The sequence below is a fragment of the Vibrio algicola genome, assembly GCF_009601765.2.
Lineage (GTDB): Bacteria > Pseudomonadota > Gammaproteobacteria > Enterobacterales > Vibrionaceae > Vibrio > Vibrio algicola.
The window spans coordinates 1,140,557-1,158,988 of record NZ_CP045699.1 but is presented as its reverse complement, the minus strand read 5'-3'; the positions used below and the strand labels follow the sequence as shown (position 1 = coordinate 1,158,988).

Sequence of the window (18,432 nt, the reverse complement as noted above, 5' to 3'; positions counted from 1 at the left end):
CTAGATCCTTTACATAACTGGCAAGCGCGGTCGCAATATATTTAATCTTTCATTTCAAATTCTCGACTGAGCAGGGTTAACCAGTGTTTAATTGATAAACCAAGTCGATTTACAGTTGAATCCCCGAGAGGTTAACGGTATAAATAATCGAATCAATTACTCATATACATGGACGGATTTATGTTTGAAAAAGTACCTGCAGCACCTGCCGACCCTATTCTCGGTTTAACTGAAGAGTTTAAAAGTGATACACGCGCCACTAAAATCAACTTAGGGGTAGGCATTTACAAAAATGAAGCCGGACAAACCCCTGTTCTTGCGACCGTTAAAAAAGCGGAAGCGGCACTTTTAGAATCAGAAAAAACCAAATCATACCTGACGATTGAAGGTACGGCTGAATATGGTCTTGCTGTGCAGAAATTACTATTTGGCGCTGAGGCTAAAATCATTAGTGACAAATTAGCCAAAACTGCACAAGCTCCTGGTGGTACTGGCGCGTTGCGTGTCGCAGGTGAATTTATTAAGCGTGAATTAGACGCCGGTAAAATCTGGATATCAAACCCAACGTGGGCCAACCATATTGGTGTCTTTACCGCCGCTGGCGTTGAAACCGCGCAATACAACTATTACAACGCAGAAACTCACGATAAAGATTTCGATGCTATGTTAACTAGCCTTGAAGCGGCACAAGCGGGTGATGTCATTCTACTGCACGGTTGCTGTCATAACCCAACCGGTATCGATCCAACTGCGGCTGAATGGGAACAGTTGGCAAAACTATGCGCGGCAAAAGGCTTGTTGCCATTATTTGATTTTGCTTATCAAGGTTTTGCTAAAGGGGTTGAAGAAGATGCTGCCGGTCTGCGTATTTTTGCACAATACTGTGAAGAAATTCTGGTGGCCAGTTCGTTCTCGAAAAACTTCGGTTTGTACAACGAACGTGTTGGTGCTTTCACTCTGGTCGCAAAAAATACTGACGTCGCGACCACTGCGTTTTCTCAAGTGAAAAAAATCATTCGTTCTATTTACTCTAACCCACCCGCACATGGCGCGGCAGTCGTAACGCATATCTTAAACAATGCAGCACTGCGCAGCGAATGGGAGCAAGAAGTGGCAGAGATGCGCGATCGAATTCAAGAGATGCGTACTCTATTTGTGCAAACGCTAAAAGATGAAGGCGTGACGCAAGACTTTAGTTTTATTGAAGCTCAAAATGGTATGTTCTCTTTCTCTGGCTTAAATAAAGACCAAGTAGGACGATTAAAAGATGAGTTTGCAATCTACATTGTTGGCTCTGGCCGTATCAGTGTTGCTGGCATGACCAAAAATAATATGGGTCCATTATGTAAAGGTATCGCTGCGGTTTTATAACCCATACAAAAAATAAAGGTCAGCATCTACTGGCCTTTTTACCTCTTATCCCTCCACTCACATGAACATGCCAAATATCATAATTAGCAATGTGAAAACACCATCCCACTCACCCCATCAATACATCGACATATAATCTTATTTTTTTTGTAGGGATCTTCTAAAAGCCTTTTGGTTTCTTGCTCACACAATTAAAAAAGATGATATAAATTTGAAATTAATAAATAAAAAAACCTTTCTTAATTATTAATCGAGAGTAATTGGATTTTCTCGCCACATTATAAATGGAATGATTATGTTAAAAAAAATAGTGATACTCACAAGTGCCGTTGTCTTGGTCATCGTGTTTTTTGCACTCGATCTTCATCATGTGTTAACACTTGATGGGATTAAGTATCGCATGGACGACTTCCAACATTGGCAGCAGACCTCCCCTATTCTAGTAGCTTCTGCCTTCTTTTTTATCTATGTCATTGTTACCACGTTATCTTTACCTGGCGCCGCTATATTAACCCTCGCTGGCGGTGGTTTATTTGGGTTAGCCACTGGCCTATTGATCGTCTCTTTTGCATCGAGCATTGGGGCGACATTAGCCTTTCTGGTGTCCCGTTATCTATTACGTGAGTCAATTGAAAAGAAGTTTTCTAGCAGGCTAAAATCCATCAATCAAGGAATTGAAAAAGATGGTGCATTTTACTTGTTCACACTGCGTCTGGTGCCGGTATTCCCTTTCTTTTTAATTAATCTCTTAATGGGTTTAACCAAAATTAAAACCCTCACCTTTTACTTAGTGAGTCAAATTGGGATGCTGGCAGGTACCATTGTTTATGTTAATGCTGGCACCCAACTGGCTCAATTAGATAGCTTAAAAGGCATACTCTCTTTTAACTTGATTATTTCTTTTGCTTTATTAGGCATTTTTCCTTTGATCGCTAAATCCATCATCTCATCGATTCAAAAACGTCGTGTCTATGCAAAATGGACCAAACCTAAGCAATTCGATCGAAATATGGTGGTGATTGGTGGTGGCGCCGCAGGTTTAGTCAGTAGTTATATTGCCGCCACCGTGCGCGCAAAAGTCACGTTAGTCGAGACACACAAAATGGGTGGCGATTGCTTAAATTATGGCTGTGTACCCAGTAAAGCCATCATTAAAAGCGCCAAGGTTGCCGAACAATTTCGTCATGCTGAAAATTATGGATTAGACAGTCACAACCCGACCTTCTCGTTTAAAAAAGTGATGCAACGTGTGCACGATGTGGTGGCGCAAGTCGAACCGCATGACAGCATTGAACGTTACACTGGGCTTGGAGTTGAGGTAAAAACCGGTTACGCCACTATCGTGGATCCTTGGACGGTGGAAATCAAAGCTCAAGATGGCAGTATCGAACGTTTGACTACCAAAAGTATTGTCATTGCCACCGGTGCGCGACCATTTGTGCCGCCACTGCCTGGTTTAAATGATGTGGGTTATGTTACCAGTGATACCTTATGGGAAACCTTTGCCAAACTCGATACGCCCCCTAAACGCTTAGTGGTGTTAGGCGGTGGCCCTATTGGCTGTGAATTATCTCAAAGTTTCGCTCGCTTAGGATCAAAAGTCATTCAAATTGAAATGGCTGATCGTATTATGTTGCGTGAAGATTTAGAAGTATCTGAGCTTGCGCACACCGAACTTAGTGCCAGCGGCGTTGAGATACTGACCAATCACAAAGCATTGCGCTGCGAATTACGCGGTGAGATTAAAATCATGGTGGTTGAACATAATGATGAAGAGATCGAAATTGAATTTGACCAACTATTGTGCGCGGTTGGACGCTCTGCTCGCCTTGAAGGTTACGGCCTAGAAGAATTGGGCATTGAAACCAACCGCACAGTTCAAACCAATGACTATTTGGAAACCCTTTATCCCAATATTTTCGCCGCCGGAGATATTGTCGGCCCCTATCAATTCACTCACGTTGCCGCCCACCAAGCATGGTTTGCCGCGGTGAATGCGTTATTTGGCAACTTCAAAAAATTTAAAGTCGATTATAGAGTGATCCCATGGACCACATTCATTGACCCTGAAGTGGCTCGGGTCGGATTAAATGAAACCGAAGCAACACAACAAGGCATTGATTTTGAAGTCACTCGGTTCGAGTTTGAAGAGCTCGATCGCGCCATTGCTGAAAGTAGCACCAAGGGCTTTATTAAGGTCATCACCCCAAAAGGCAAAGACACGATTTTGGGCGTCACCATTGTCGGCCAACAAGCTGGCGATCTTATTGCCGAATTCGTGTTAGCGATGAAGCATGGTTTAGGCTTAAATAAAATTTTAGGCACCATCCATGCTTACCCTACTTGGGCGGAAGGTAACAAATACGCCGCCGGTGAATGGAAAAAAGCCCATGCTCCACAAACGGTTTTAAATTGGCTAGAGAAATATCATACATGGCGTCGAGGGTGATCTCATTGAGACCCTAAACGAAATGCTGTGATAGTGGGGAAATCATTCAATTCTATTGATCGATTCCCCCATTTTTTTGCTTGTCATTTCTGCCCCTCATAATCAATCTACTCAAATCAATAAAAAGGCTTTAGATCATCGTCTTGATTGCCTATAGTTAAGCTATATCCCATTAGCAGTTGTGGACCTCATGGAAGCAGAATTACAAGAAATTCAGAACTTTATTGCTCAATACCCGCCCTTTGATGCATTACCGGAAGAAAAGCTGGCCTATATTGCTCAAAATACCGAAATTTCCTATTACCGCGAAAAAACACCCATCATTAAATTTGGCGAACATATACAAGATTTATACATGGTGCGATCGGGTGTGGTAGAAATATATCGTCGTAAAGGTGAGCTGTATAACCGGTTAGATCAAGGCGATATCTTTGGTCAAATGGGTTTACTGATGAATGGTAAGGTGCGTTTGCCAGCCACGGCTATCCAAGATTCTTTGCTGTACTGTATTCCAGTTGCAGTATTTAACGAACTGTATGAAAGTGAAGAAAGTTTTGCCGATTTTGTCGAAGTAGAAAACAACGCAAGATTGCGCCAAGCGATCTCGGAAAACAATAATGCTAATGACTTAACCACCTCAAAAGTAAAAACTCTGATCACCCGTGATGCTTTTACCCTCGATAAACACCAAACCATTCAAGCCGCGGCTAAATTGATGGCCGATGAAAATATTTCGGCGTTACTGGTGATTGATGACACTATTTGTATTGATGAAGAGAATGACAGCCAAGTAGTTGGCATTATTACCGATCGAGACTTATGTACTCGGGTGTTAGCCGAAGGTTTGGATCCCAGTAATCAAGTGAGTGAAGTGATGTCGAACGAATTGATTTCACTCGATCATAATGCCTATGTTTATGAAGCAATGCTTGCCATGTTACGCTGTAACGTTCATCATCTTCCTATTCTTAAAAATAAGCAGCCAATCGGCATTATTGAAGTCGGTGATATCATACGTTACGAATCGCAAAACAGTTTGCTGCTGGTTAATCAGATTTTTCACCAGCAAAGTATCGAAGAATTAGAAGTGCTTTCTTCACAAGTTAAAGACTGTTTTGTGCGTTTAGTACATGAAGATGCCAACTCTCACATGGTTGGCAGCGCAATGGCGGTCATTGGCCGCAGTTTTAAACAGCGCATGGCGGAACTGGCCGAAGAGCATCTTGGCACTCCTCCGGTTCCCTATTGTTTACTGGCTTTAGGCTCGATGGCGCGAGATGAACAACTGATTGTTACCGACCAAGATAACGCCTTAATTTTAGACAACAGCTATGATGAGGCCCAGCACGGTGAATACTTTGCCAAATTAGCCGAATTTATTTGCCAAGGTCTGGCTCGCTGTGGTTATGAACTCTGCACCGGCGATATTATGGCAACTAACCCGATTTGGCGTATGACACGCACCGAATGGGAAGAGTGTTTTGCCGATTGGATTGATAACCCCAACCCTAAAGCATTATTAAATAGCTCGATCTTTTTTGATCTTGATGGTGTCTATGGTCGTACTAAGTGGGCCGAAAACTTGAACGGCTTTATCGTACGTCGTGCGCGTCGTAACAATAAATTTTTAGCTTGCTTGGCGAGAAATGCCAATAATCGTACCCCGCCATTAGGTTTCTTTAAAAGTTTTGTGATGGAAAAAGATGGCCAACACAACAACTCAATTAACTTAAAACGTCGCGGTACTGCACCATTAGCCGATTTAGTGCGAGTACATGCTCTTGCGGTAGGTTCACGCTCTCAGAACTCTTTTGAGCGCTTAGATGACATCATTGAAGCCGGTATTTTACCTAAAGGTCGTGGACAAGATCTGCGTGATGCAATGGAATATATTTCTATGGTGCGTATTCGTCACCAAGCGATCGATGTCGAAAATGAGATCGAGCCCGATAACAATATCGAACCCGATAATATGTCAGATTTTGAACGCCGTAATTTAAAAGATGCCTTTCAGATCTTAAGTAATGCCCAAAATTTCTTAAAGTATCGTTATCATGGCAATTCATTTAAAAATACCCCTCCTCCGGCTCAGACGCAAAAAAACGCCATTCGACGCATGCGCTAAGGGGTAAAATATGACTGAAAAAGTATATCTCGAACCTAATTTTAATTGGCAAACTTACTTTAAACAGCAAGTGGGTAAAGTCAAAGATCATCGCCTGCGAGATTTCTATCGCGCCGGTGTGGTGGATCCAAACACCCCACTCAGCCAAGTCGAATTTGTGGCACTTGACTTTGAAACCACCGGTCTGGATAGCGATAGCAGTGCCATCATCAGTATTGGATTAATTCCATTTACTCTACAACGTATCTATTGCCGTCAAAGCAAGCATTGGTTGGTCAAGCCGCGTAAACCGATGAATGAGGATTCTGTCATCATTCACGGTATTACTCACAGCGATTTATCCGACGCTCCTGATCTGCGAAGAATTTTAGAAGAAGTGCTCGACTCCTTAGCCGGAAAAGTAGTCGTGGTTCACTATCGCAACATTGAGCGCGAGTTCTTTTATAAAGCGTTAAAACTGCGTTTAGGTGAAGGCATTTTATTTCCTATGGTCGATACACTGGAAATTGAATCGATCGTGCAAAACCGAGCCGTCAGTGGTTGGTGGAATAAATTGCGAGGTAAGAAGCCGGATTCGGTTCGCTTAGGCACCAGTCGGACTCGTTATAACCTGCCCGCCTATCAACCCCATCACGCACTGGTTGATTCCATCGCCACGGCAGAATTATTACAAGCACAAATCTACCACCACTATTCACCCGACACCCCAATTAAAGATATTTGGTGTTAACTCGATTACATAGACAATAAAAAAGGTTGGCACTTTTAAAGTGACCAACCTTTTTTTGATTGTAAATTTAAGCGAGTTTGTTATTTGCGTGGTTCGGTTCTCATTCCGAGAATTAAACTGACACACATGATCAGCAACACAAACACAAACGGTAATGCGGTCGACACCGCTGCCGCTTGTAATGCGCCAATCGCATCGCTGCCACCAACCCAAAGTAGTGCCATCGCAACTGCGCCTTGAACCACAGCCCAGAAGATACGTTGCGGTACTGGTGAATCAATTTTACCACCAGCCGTGATGCTATCGATAACTAAAGAGCCTGAATCCGATGAACTAACAAAGAACACCAAAATGAGCAAAATCGCAATACATGAGATAATTTGGCTCATTGGCAGAGCATCAAACATTTGGAACATCGCCATGGTCACATCAGAGAAACCATTTTGACCTAACATGCCGACTTTATCGGTTAACTGTTCAATACCAACGCCACCGAATGCGCCCATCCAAACAGACGTAATGATGGTTGGTAGAAGCAATACTGCGGTAACAAATTCACGCACGGTACGCCCACGAGAAACACGAGCGATAAACATACCAACGAATGGCGACCAAGACATCCACCAAGCCCAATAGAATACTGTCCAGCCGTGCATCCACGCTTCATCTTCACGACCAAATGGATTCGACAGTGGAATAATATTTTTTACATAGCTAACAATTGTTTCAGGGATCGATACCGATACCACATTGAAACACACCACAATGATGAACATGAGCAGAATAAAAGCGACCACCATGTTGATGTTACTAATAAGCTTAACACCACCATCGATGCCGCGGATCACTGAAATGGTGGTTAAAATGGTTACGCCAACAATAACGATAAGCTGCAACCCAACTCCTGCGTCAATACCAAACACATGGCCAATACCCGCTGCGGCTTGTTGCGCGCCAAAACCAAGCGAAGTTGCAAGACCAAACAAGGTAGCTAATACCGCTAAAATATCAATGATATGACCAGGCCAACCCCAAGTACGATCGCCTAAAATAGGATAGAAAATTGAGCGAATCGAAAGTGGTAAACCTTTATTGTAAGTAAAGAAGGCAAGTGATAGCGCGACAACCGCATAAATTGCCCAAGGATGCAGACCCCAGTGATACATGGTCGCACCCAGCGCCATTTTAGCCGCTTCAGGGGTATTTGCTGCCACATTAAGAGGCGTTCCAAACCAGTCGGTATAATACGCTGCCGGTTCTGCCACGCTCCAGAACATCAAACCAATCCCCATACCGGCAGCAAATAACATTGCCAACCAAGAAAGATAAGAATGCTCAGCTTTCGCTTCATCACCACCTAAACGAATTTTACCAAAAGGCGATACAATCAAAGCAAGACAGAAAATAACAAAAAGGTTGCCTGATAGAACGAATAATACGTCGAATTTATCGATGATGGCATTTTTCACCCCATCTAATGCCACTTTTGCAGTCGAGGCATCGGTCACTAAAATCGCGATTAGAAACAGCAGGATCAAACCTGCACTGATGGTAAATACGGAGTTATGTACATCAAAACCCCACTTTTGGACATTATCTTGTCCTATCGTATAGTCGGTACTGTCTATACTGTATTTGTCTATACCCTTAGTCATACTTCTCGTCCATTTTGGAATAACAAATCGTTCTTAGCCTGCAAAAACATTTGCACACTAAACATAAAATTATAAATAATTAATTTTCTCTGATCTAGATCCTAACGAACCAGTCAAAAATATCTAGTTAAACTGTCAAAAACACAGTTAAACGAACAAAAAAACAGCATAAAATGCAAAAAAAGACCATTTAATAAGCGGCACCTCCCTGTGATCTAGATCCGAAAAACATTTCGCTCACTAAACATTATTTTAGTGATAAAACTATTTTTGTTATAACAATCCTTTTTGCATTGCATATTTGGTTAATTCTGCAGTTGAATGTAAATCGAGTTTATGTTTAATATTTTGCCTATGCGTCTCCACCGTTCGGTAACTAATTTCTAACGCTTTGGCAATTTTCTTGCTGCTATTACCTTGCGCCACTAATTTTAAGATCACATCTTCACGGCGACTTAACGGATTCACTTTGCTATTAACGGGATCGCTAATAGGTTGAGTAAATAACGTTTGAGTCACCGATTCGCAAAAATAAGTCGAGCCTTGATGTACGGTTTTTATTGCCTGTACTAATTTATCGGCTGAAATATCCTTGAGCATATACCCAACCGCACCAGCTTGCATAACTTTCATTATGTATTCGCGATTATCATGCATGGTGAGTATTAATACTTTTACCTGTGGGTATTGCTGTTTAATTTGTTCCGCCGCTTCAAGCCCCGTCATTATTGGCATGCTAATGTCCATTAACACCACATCAGGGTGATGCACCCCTACAGCCTCAAGTGCTTCTAGTCCATTACTGGCGGTCGCTACTACATCTATACAGGCTTCTAATTGTAAGCGAGCCACAAAGCCATCCAACACCACTTGATGGTCATCCACCACCAAGGTTCGTATTTTGCCATCACGTCCAATTTTTTGATCCACAATGTCATTCATATTGTTCAGACCTTATATCTTTCGGATAATATTGGTTTTAAGTAATACGGTTATTTCGGTTCCACCGTTTTTTTCACTATTGATCTCAAACTCACCCCCTAAAAAATCGACCCGTTCACGCATGTTTCGTAAACCAATACCGCTTTTCGAGCCAATTTGCGATAACGGAAACCCAACTCCATCATCACGCACAATCAATTGAATTAAATTGGCAATGTGTTGCAAACGAACATCAACTTGAGAGGCCATAGCGTGCTTCTCTATATTCATCAGTGCCTCTTGCACCACACGATATAGCGTAATATTAATTTCATTATCAAGGCGCTGATCGCCAAGTAATATCGTTTTATTGAGTTGTAATTGAGTGTGCTCGGAAAAATCACTTAATAATGAATTAATTGCAAACTCCAAGCCCAAATCATCTAACGCACTGGGGCGCAGATTATGCGAAATTCGTCTAACTTCTAAAATGGCGGTTTGCAGTGAGTGTTCGGCTTTGCTGATCATCGATAAGGTTTTACTATTAATGCAGCCCTCTGTGATCACGCTGTGCGATAAAATATCTAAATGACACTTACTCGAGACTAATAGCTGATTAATACCATCGTGCAGTTCACGCGCAAGGTGTTTTTTTTCATCCTCTTGAAACAAAACCGTTCGATTCACTAAGTCTTTTAAACTTTTATCGGCCAATTTGTATTCATGAAAATTTATCGCCAGGGTCAAAACAATGATCACCGCCACCGTCACGGATAACAACGCTACCACAGAGAAAAAAGTTGCTTCGATATTTTGGTTAATGGTCTCGGTCAAGCCCATGACCTCTTGCTCTATGTCATCAATATATAACCCAGTCCCCACCATCCATTGCCACTTATCTAACCACACGGCGTAACTTAGCTTTCTTTCCAATTGATTATTGCTGGGCTTGTTCCATAAATATAGATGAAATCCGCCACCAGTCTGAGCCTCAAAAAGCAACGCTTCAATCAAGTAGTCACCATCAGCATCTTGCAATTTTATGAGATTTTTACCGATCAGATCTGGTTGGATAGGATGAACAAGATTGGTGCCGCTTTTATCGTACACAAAGAAATAGCCATCGTGACCATAGCGTAAATTGGATAAAATAGTTTTTACCCGAGATTTGGCATCGGCATCATTTTTAGCCGCAGGATGATAGACATGACTAATCGCGGCAAGCGCAAGTTGCAGATTATCTTTTAACGCCCGTTCGCGAGACTCCACCAGCGTGGCGCGAAAGGTATTGATTTCTTTTTCACCTAACGCTTTGGTTTGGTGAACAAAGATCCAACTGATACTTGCTGTTACGCACAATAACGGGATCAATGTGAGTAAAAACAGTTTCGCTTTTAACGGCATTCCCTACCTCGAAACTCAAATTAAAGCGTCTAAAAACATCCATTTAGATGAATAATATTAACACTAAAGTGAAATTTTCGATGGGATAAAAAAAGAATTCAGCGTACTGGTCACAAAACCAATATTAAAAACAATAAAGGCAGTGACTAAAATGCCACTGCCTATTAAACCCACTTTGTATCAATGCTAATAAAATGCGCTCATGCCGTAGAACTCAGGGAATATAAGCAACGAGATCAACACCATCACTTGTATCGCAATAAACGGCATTACGCCTTTATAGATATCGCGCGTGGTGATGCCATCCGGCGCAACCCCTTTTAAGTAGAATAAGCTAAAACCAAATGGCGGCGTTAAAAATGAGGTTTGCAAATTCATTGCGATCAATATGCCAAACCACATCAAATTAATGCCCATCAGCTCGGCAACCGGCACTAAGATTGGCACGATAATGAAACAAATCTCAATAAAGTCGATAAAGAAACCCAACACCAAGATCACTAGCATGGTGACAATTAAGAAGCCCCATTGATCCCCCGGCAGAGACGTCATCCACTCTTCAACCAAGTAATCACCACCGGTATAAACAAACGCCATTGAAAACGCAGTGGCTCCCAACAAAATTGCAAATACCATCGCAGTCACTTTGACCGTTTCTTGCGCGCTTTCATACAGCATTTTCCAGCTAAACTGACGGTATAATAATGCTAAAACAATCGAACCTGCACCGCCCAGAGCCGCCGATTCGGTTGGAGTAGCGATCCCCGCAAAAATCGATCCTAATACCACCACAATCAAGGCCAGTGGCGGGATAACCGCAAACAAAGCTTTACGGATTTCTTGTTTGCGCGAAATATTCTCTTCTCGCGTCATGCATTGCGCTTCTTGAGGATTTAGGTGCGCATAAATTAAAATATAAATGACATAAGCGCCCACCAATACCAACCCCGGCAAAATAGCAGCATGGAATAAATCACCCACCGGCACGCCAAGTACATCACCTAACAAAATTAACACGATGGAAGGTGGTATAATTTGTCCTAAGGTGCCCGAGGCGCAAATAGTGCCGCAAGCCAGCCCTTTGTTGTAATTGTATTTCATCATAACTGGCAAGGAGATCAGCCCCATCGCCACAACAGATGCTCCCACTACTCCAGTGGAGGCCGCCAGTAATACGCCAACCAATACAGTAGAAATCGCGATCCCGCCACGCACGCCACCAAATAAACGCGCCATCGATTCGAGTAATTGTTCGGCTAATTTTGTTTTTTGTAACACTAGCCCCATAAACACAAATAGAGGTACTGCCATTAATACGGTGTTTTGCATGATCGATTGAATACGGTATGGCATAAAAGCAAACATTTCGGGCCCTTCTGCCCATATACCAAAAATCAAGGCGATGCCGCCAAAGGTAAATGCCACAGGAAAACCAATTAACAAGGCAAATAACGCCACCAAAAACATCACAATACCGATCATGATAACTCTCCTTGTGTATTGGATGACTTCGCTTCTTTTCCAAGTTCAGGGTGCAGCGGATTGATCAAACGATTGATCGAATTGAGTAACATGCCGATACCACTGACCGCCATGCAGAAAAAAGATAAGGAAATAGTGGATTTAATGATCCAACGATACGGCAAACCACCAGGATCGCCCGAGGTCTCACCAAGCTCATACGATTCATGAGCATAATTAATGCCATACCAAGCGACTAATAAACAAAAAGGCAGTAATAAAAAAACCACCCCTGCAATGTCGATAATGGCGCGAGTGCGAACGGAAAGGTTTTCGTAAATAACATCGACTCGTACATGGCCACTGGTGCGGATGGCATAGGGTACGCCTAATAAAAATACCACCGAGAATAAATGCCATTCCATTTCTTGCATGCCAATCGAAACGTCATTAAAGGCATAACGCATCACCACGTCATACACCACATTAAACATCAACATAATAAACAGCACGCTAGCAATCCAACCGAGCACGTCACCAAAACGGTTAAAGCCCCTCTCCAGTTTTATTAAGCTCATCTCTCTACTCCTTGAGAATGCCACAGTGACAATGAAAAAAGCCGCAAAGTCGTGATGATGAATAAGGTCATCTTCGACTTTACGGCTAGGGCTTATTTAGCTTCGTTATCTAAATAGGCTTTGGTGGAAATATCGGTCCATGCTCGTACTTGTTTTAAATACGCCGCTTGTGACATTTGTATTTCTTTGGTGAGTGGATCTTTTGCGGCATGCTCTTTAAGTAGCTTATCGTTCGCAGCGCGCAAAGCATCCATCACTTCAGGTGGGAAGTTTTTGACTTTCACATTGGGATAATCGGTTTTAATCGTCGCCCAGTTTTTACCACTTTCATGCACAGCCTGAACATACATATCGTAAGCGGCGGTTTTCATTGAAATGCGCAAGATCTCTTGTAGATCAGCCGGCAACTTATCCCACACTCTCTTATTGACTAAGAATTGCAACTCAGAGCCCGGCTCATGCCAACCGGTGTAGTAATACGGCGCAATTTTATGAAAGCCCATGCGTAAGTCTAATGATGGACCGACCCACTCTAGCGCATCGATAGTACGACGCTCTAATGCGGTATAAAGCTCACCCGGGGCAATATTGGTTGGTTTTGCCCCAAGCTCTGCCATGATCTCGCCAGCAAAACCAGGGATACGCATTTTCAACCCTTTAAGATCATCAACCGAATTGATTTCTTTTTGAAACCAACCGCCCATTTGAAATTCGGTATTTCCGCCAGGGAAAGACATCAAATTGTGCGGGCTATATACTTTTTCCATCAACTCCATGCCACCACCGTAGTAGAACCACGCATATTGTTCAGCCGGTAACATACCAAAAGGCATAGAAGTGAAATATAAAGTGTTCGGTACCTTGCCTTTCCAATAATAAGAACCCGAATGGCCCATGTCGTATTGACCCGATTTCACCATATCAAACACCCCTAAAGGCGCTTTGTGTTTATTGGCAGAATCAATTCGAATTTGTAATCGACCATTGGACATTTGTTCTGCCATTTTAGCCATGTTTTTGGTGGCATCTCCAAACACAGGGAAATTTGGTCCCCATGTTTCTGCAAGCTTTAAGCGATAAACCTTTTCTGCGGCGCTAACACTGGTTGCCATCATGGCACTACAAGCAAATATCGCTATCAAGGTCTTTTTCACCACACCCTGCAACGTTTTTTTCAATAAACTCATACCTTCGTCCTTTGGTTATTATTGTTTTATCCTCAATTTATTGAAGTGACTGTTTAACTATTTTCAATGACTCACAGCGACTTTAATAATTTTAAAACAGTGGATTTATGTCCAATCCAAAGCAAGATTTGCTTATATAAGACAACTTTCCAATCGGGAGCTATACGCATTTAACGCCTCTAAACCAAGGCACAACCAAAGCAGTTCAGACCAAAGTATTAAGTATAAGTACTGACCCTTTTCTATTTTCCTTTAAATTTCAGTTGCTAATATCTTTATATATTTGCTTAACGTTTATTTCTACCTAAGTAGTTACGCTTGAATTTTTGTCACTTAATTGTGAATATTGTGATGTTAAACGCTTACCTCATCGACCAAGCCATATCATTAAGCATTAAGCATAAAAAAACCCTCGAGATTGAAAGATCAATCTTGAGGGTTAATATATTTCACTTAGTTTTGCTATCTGCAGGACAACATTCGCTCAACTGCAGATTTAAGCTAAAATGATTTACAAAGGCTTATGCCAATTTGTAAATCACTTTATTACCTTCTGCTTGCTCTTTAACCACTAGGTTTTCTTCAAGTAGTTTTTTCAAGCCGCCGGTCGCCCATGCTGCGGCTTTAGCATCTTCTTGACCTGCTGCTAAGCCAATATTTTTAGGGCTAATACCAGGCGCATTTGCCGCGACAATATCAAGAACAGACTGCTGCTTTGGTGTTAATTTAACGTCTTGAGTGGCTTCTACTGCAGCGTCAATTGCGGCAGTCGCCACTTTTTCAACTTTAGCAGCAACGGTTTTGACTTTTGCTACCGCTTTTTCTGCTTTAGGCTTCACAGCAACGACTGTTTTTTCTGTCGCTACTTTGGTTGCTTTAAAGGTTTTTTTTAGTTTACGTTGTACATTGCGTTTATGTGCAAGTCTCATCAAAGTTCTCCACAAGTCACTATAAATAGTGTGGTAAAAATGTTGAACGGAGTTATAACAAAATATAAATCAAATTCACAGCGACTGGCTGTTTTTTACACTAAATTGCTAACATTTATTTGAAAATTCACAAAATGCAGTAATAAGTCTTAACTTTGATTATTCATTCTGCATTTAAAAATAGCGTCTCACCACGAAAGGATATCGATGCCAACCTTACAATTATTCCAGCAACAACCGTCTATTCCGCTGTGGTTGAAATACACTCTCGTCGCGGTACTATTATCTGGCTGTCTCATTATTCATGCCTACTCAAATAGCAAAATCACGCTTCTTTTTGCATTCATCATCGCCAGTTTATATTTCACGGTTCAACAATTAATCTATAGCCAAAATATTGGTTTTACCTTAACCCGTGATCATCTACAACAACATGTATATCGTGGCGGTTGGGTTTTAAAGTGGCAAAATATCTGTCATATCGGTAGCGGTGAATACCTAAGGCAAGGTTGATCGACGCCAATACCTTGGGTCGGTATTGGCATAAAAGATCATCAGCCTTTTATTAATTCAATTAGCCCGAAAGTGATCACTAAAATTTTAATCGAACAACGTAGTTTGCTCTACTTAGGGCTTTGTTGCGTAATTCGATGGAACTAAATGTGAAACTGACGATCAGATCGTTTACTCCCCACTAAACCATCGATATTCATGCCAAAACCTCGTTATAAGACCAATAACTGGAAGTTATATAATCAATCACTGATTAAACGTGGTTCACTGACTTTCTGGATTGATGAAGAAGCTATCCAAGAATGGAAAGAAGCTAAACAAGGGCTGCGTGGTAGACCTCGTATTTTCAGTGATTTAGCAATAACAACAGCGCTTATGGTAAAACGTATATTTTCAATGCCCTTAAGGGCATTACAGGGATTTATTGATTCTGTATTTCAACTTCCTAATGTCCCGCTCACTTGCCCTCATTATTCTTGTATTAGTCGTAGGGCTAAAGAGGTTGAAGTCTCATTCAAAACGAAAGCTCGTGGCACGATACAACACTTAGCCATTGATTCTACTGGCCTCAAGGTTTACGGCGAGGGTGAATGGAAAGTCAGGAAACATGGAACTGATGGGAAGCGCCGGATCTGGCGTAAGTTACATATAGGTGTTGATGTCGTTACTCATGAAATTATTGCGGCAGAACTCACTTTCTCGAATGTCAGTGACGGAGACGTTCTACCTAATTTACTAAAGCAAACACGTCGAAAGATCTTAAAAGTATCAGGCGATGGTGCTTACGATACTCGACAATGCTATGAAGCCATTCGTATCAAAAAAGCCACCCCACTTGTGCCCCCAAGACTTGGTGCAGTCTTTTGGGAAAAGGGACATCCACGAAATTTATCCGTCGGGTTTCAACAGTTTTATGGTTCTAATAAGCAGTGGAAAACACGGTTTGGGTATCATAAAAGGTCAATTTCAGAAACGGCAATGCATCGAGTGAAAAAGCTATTGGGCGGAACACTCAGCTTAAGAAATTATAATGCCCAAGTTGGGGAAGCTTACGCAATGATCAAAGCTTTAAATAAACTAACAGGGCTAGGTATGCCTAAAACTTACCGAATTGATTGAAATAATACCATTCTAGTGTTGTCACCTCTAAATTTGAATTACGCAACAAAGCCTAAAAAAACCAGTTTGAGGTGAACTGGTTTTCTTAATATTGCTCACTAATGCTTAATACAATGGCATTTCATCGGCGACATACGGGTTCGACTTTCGCTCTTGTCCAAAAGTCGATTCAGGGCCATGACCAGGAATAAAACGCACCTCATTACCGAGTGGCCACAACTTGGTTTTAATGCTGTTAATTAAAGTTTGAAAATCCCCTTTCGGAAAATCCGTACGGCCTATTGCGCCGTTAAATAAAACATCGCCAACAAAGGCAATTTGCGCTGATGGGCTAAATAACACCACATGACCTGGGGTATGCCCTGGAGTATGGATCACTTGCAATCTTTCCTCGCCAAATTCAATACTGTCGCCTTCTTGTAACCATTGAGTTGGCTCAAAAGGGTCAATAGGTGGAAAACCAAACATCTGGCTTTGATTCATTAAACCTTGTAGCCAAAATGCATCATCAATATGAGGGCCGATCACTGGCACATTCATTTGCGCTTTTAGCTCTGGCGTGCCACCAACATGATCCAGATGTCCATGGGTTAACACGATTTTTTCAAGTGTGACACCTAAGGTATTAATGATGGTGACTAAGTGCTCAACCTCACCACCGGGATCAACAATCACCCCTTTCATGGTTTGATCGCACCATACGATAGAACAGTTTTGTTGAAATGGAGTGACTGGAACAGATTGATATTGAAGGCTCATAGCAGTAATGTCTTGATAAGAATAGTAGCGAAACTATGACATTTCAGTGTTATTTTTACAAGTGCTTGCTTAACTCTGAGTAGTTACTGAACTCTGAGTAGTTGCTTAGCTCGGGGGACTTGTTTAGCTCGGTATAGCATTCCAATGGTTATCCCATCGAATGGTTGAATTAAATCTCTGAACATCATCGAGGGGCGATCTGGTCACCACTTCACCAGATCCAGAGCTAACAAAAAATTCACCATTGTGCGCCACTACGCCAGAGGCATCGGGTAAGGGCTGTAACTCAAGTAATTTATTTTGCGAAATCGACCAAATACCATAGCAATTACCCGGTGGTGATGTCGCAAGTACATAGTCCCCCACCACCGCAATACTGGCGATATAATGATTAAATCGCGCCCATTGCTCTGGTTCGGCGTTCAAAGAGATTAATTCTCCCTCACCTTGTTGCATTGCAATTAACGCCGGGTAATCATCCGGTTGGCCGCGATATTGTTGGCCACATAAAATTAAGTCATGCTGATCATAACCAAGATGACGAATGCTGAGTTTTTTATCGCCTAATCCTACTTGACTAATGATGCGCCCAGTTTGATCTAATCGGGTTAAGGTCGGTTGCATCGTGTCTAGGTTCAATGCTTCACGACCTTGAGTATGAACCCCACCCACACCGACCGCATAACTGCCATCATTTAAGCCAATAACTTCATGCGGGCCGATCCCTATCCCATGCCATTCATCGACTTTTTTATAATCTTGTTCAACATCATAAATACCAATTAATCCTTGACTGCTCTGTTTGATCCCTTGGGTTGCCAGCAGAAATTTACCATCCACGCTAAATACACCATGGCCATAAAAATAGCGGTCTGCTTCGGCCTGAATAAGCTGTTTTTTTAAGCCGGTTTGGTAATCAAACACTTGAAAGTAACTACCAGGGCGACGAGCGAAAGCCACGGCGTCACTAAATCCCATCGTACTTTGCTGACTAATGGCGACGCCGTGCGCTCTTTGAGGCAAAGCAATTTGATAAATAGGATTACCTTGCCAATCAGCCACTACACAATGAAAACGTTGATTAAAGCCAACAGAGTTACCGATTAGCGCAGCCTTATTACTTGGCTTACTGGCGTGATATAACCAAGCCAGTCCACCACAGACGATTCCCCCGCCACCAAGCACGGCTAAGGTTAATAATTGACGCCGCTTAGCATTAAAATCTGTCATG

Annotated in this window: 14 protein-coding genes and 1 pseudogene; 6 read left to right on the top strand and 9 right to left on the bottom strand. The window is 42.1% G+C overall.

The features are described 5' to 3' along the window. Window positions 1-180 precede the first annotated feature (180 nt). The 4 genes from GFB47_RS05350 to GFB47_RS05335 all read left to right on the top strand — a co-directional run bounded on the left by GFB47_RS05350 (window position 181) and on the right by GFB47_RS05335 (window position 6,675). Window positions 181-1,371, top strand: coding sequence for an amino acid aminotransferase (locus GFB47_RS05350; protein ID WP_153447032.1), 1,191 nt, complete (start codon window positions 181-183; stop codon window positions 1,369-1,371). A gap of 295 nt (window positions 1,372-1,666) precedes the next feature. Beyond that, complete coding sequence (locus tag GFB47_RS05345) at window positions 1,667-3,820, top strand: FAD-dependent oxidoreductase (protein WP_153447031.1); 2,154 nt, start codon at window positions 1,667-1,669, stop codon at window positions 3,818-3,820. Between the two features lie 190 nt (window positions 3,821-4,010). Then, window positions 4,011-5,945 carry a DUF294 nucleotidyltransferase-like domain-containing protein gene (locus GFB47_RS05340; protein WP_153447030.1) on the top strand — a complete coding sequence of 645 codons (1,935 nt, stop codon included), beginning with the start codon at window positions 4,011-4,013 and terminating at the stop codon, window positions 5,943-5,945. 10 nt (window positions 5,946-5,955) lie between these two features. Beyond that, window positions 5,956-6,675, top strand: coding sequence for a 3'-5' exonuclease (locus GFB47_RS05335; protein WP_153447029.1), 720 nt, complete (start codon window positions 5,956-5,958; stop codon window positions 6,673-6,675). A gap of 80 nt (window positions 6,676-6,755) precedes the next feature. Here GFB47_RS05335 and GFB47_RS05330 read toward each other — a convergent pair whose 3' ends face one another. The 7 genes from GFB47_RS05330 to GFB47_RS05300 all read right to left on the bottom strand — a co-directional run bounded on the left by GFB47_RS05330 (window position 6,756) and on the right by GFB47_RS05300 (window position 14,810). Then, complete coding sequence (locus tag GFB47_RS05330) at window positions 6,756-8,330, bottom strand: BCCT family transporter (protein WP_153447028.1); 1,575 nt, start codon at window positions 8,328-8,330, stop codon at window positions 6,756-6,758. Between the two features lie 273 nt (window positions 8,331-8,603). Continuing rightward, window positions 8,604-9,272 (bottom strand): response regulator transcription factor, encoded by a 669-nt coding sequence (locus GFB47_RS05325; protein ID WP_153447027.1) that lies wholly within the window; start codon window positions 9,270-9,272, stop codon window positions 8,604-8,606. A gap of 12 nt (window positions 9,273-9,284) precedes the next feature. Beyond that, on the bottom strand, window positions 9,285-10,655 hold the full coding sequence (locus GFB47_RS05320) for a cache domain-containing protein (protein WP_153447026.1): 1,371 nt from the start codon (window positions 10,653-10,655) through the stop codon (window positions 9,285-9,287). A gap of 186 nt (window positions 10,656-10,841) precedes the next feature. Next, the gene (locus GFB47_RS05315; RefSeq protein ID WP_153447025.1) at window positions 10,842-12,137 is read right to left on the bottom strand and encodes a TRAP transporter large permease; all 1,296 of its coding nucleotides are present in this window, start codon (window positions 12,135-12,137) and stop codon (window positions 10,842-10,844) included. Then, a complete protein-coding gene (locus tag GFB47_RS05310) occupies window positions 12,134-12,694 on the bottom strand; it encodes a TRAP transporter small permease subunit (RefSeq protein WP_153447024.1) in 561 nt (186 codons plus the stop codon). Before GFB47_RS05310 ends, GFB47_RS05315 begins: the two co-directional genes overlap by 4 nt. Window positions 12,695-12,786: 92 nt before the next feature. Next, on the bottom strand, window positions 12,787-13,881 hold the full coding sequence (locus GFB47_RS05305; protein WP_153447023.1) for a TRAP transporter substrate-binding protein: 1,095 nt from the start codon (window positions 13,879-13,881) through the stop codon (window positions 12,787-12,789). A gap of 521 nt (window positions 13,882-14,402) precedes the next feature. Further along, window positions 14,403-14,810, bottom strand: coding sequence for a MarR family transcriptional regulator (locus tag GFB47_RS05300; RefSeq protein WP_153447022.1), 408 nt, complete (start codon window positions 14,808-14,810; stop codon window positions 14,403-14,405). 207 nt (window positions 14,811-15,017) lie between these two features. Here GFB47_RS05300 and GFB47_RS05295 point away from each other — a divergent pair. Both GFB47_RS05295 and GFB47_RS05285 read left to right on the top strand, forming a co-directional pair. After that, window positions 15,018-15,470: pseudogene (locus GFB47_RS05295) on the top strand (DUF2982 domain-containing protein). A gap of 51 nt (window positions 15,471-15,521) precedes the next feature. Next, the gene (locus GFB47_RS05285; RefSeq protein ID WP_153447020.1) at window positions 15,522-16,442 is read left to right on the top strand and encodes an IS5 family transposase; all 921 of its coding nucleotides are present in this window, start codon (window positions 15,522-15,524) and stop codon (window positions 16,440-16,442) included. A 105-nt stretch (window positions 16,443-16,547) separates the two neighbouring features. On the opposite strand, the gene GFB47_RS05280 is transcribed toward GFB47_RS05285, so the two are convergent. Together GFB47_RS05280 and GFB47_RS05275 are read right to left on the bottom strand one after the other, a co-directional pair. Beyond that, on the bottom strand, window positions 16,548-17,201 hold the full coding sequence (locus GFB47_RS05280) for an MBL fold metallo-hydrolase (RefSeq protein ID WP_153447019.1): 654 nt from the start codon (window positions 17,199-17,201) through the stop codon (window positions 16,548-16,550). 123 nt (window positions 17,202-17,324) lie between these two features. Next, window positions 17,325-18,431, bottom strand: coding sequence for a DUF1513 domain-containing protein (locus GFB47_RS05275; RefSeq protein WP_178306450.1), 1,107 nt, complete (start codon window positions 18,429-18,431; stop codon window positions 17,325-17,327). Window position 18,432 lies beyond the last annotated feature (1 nt).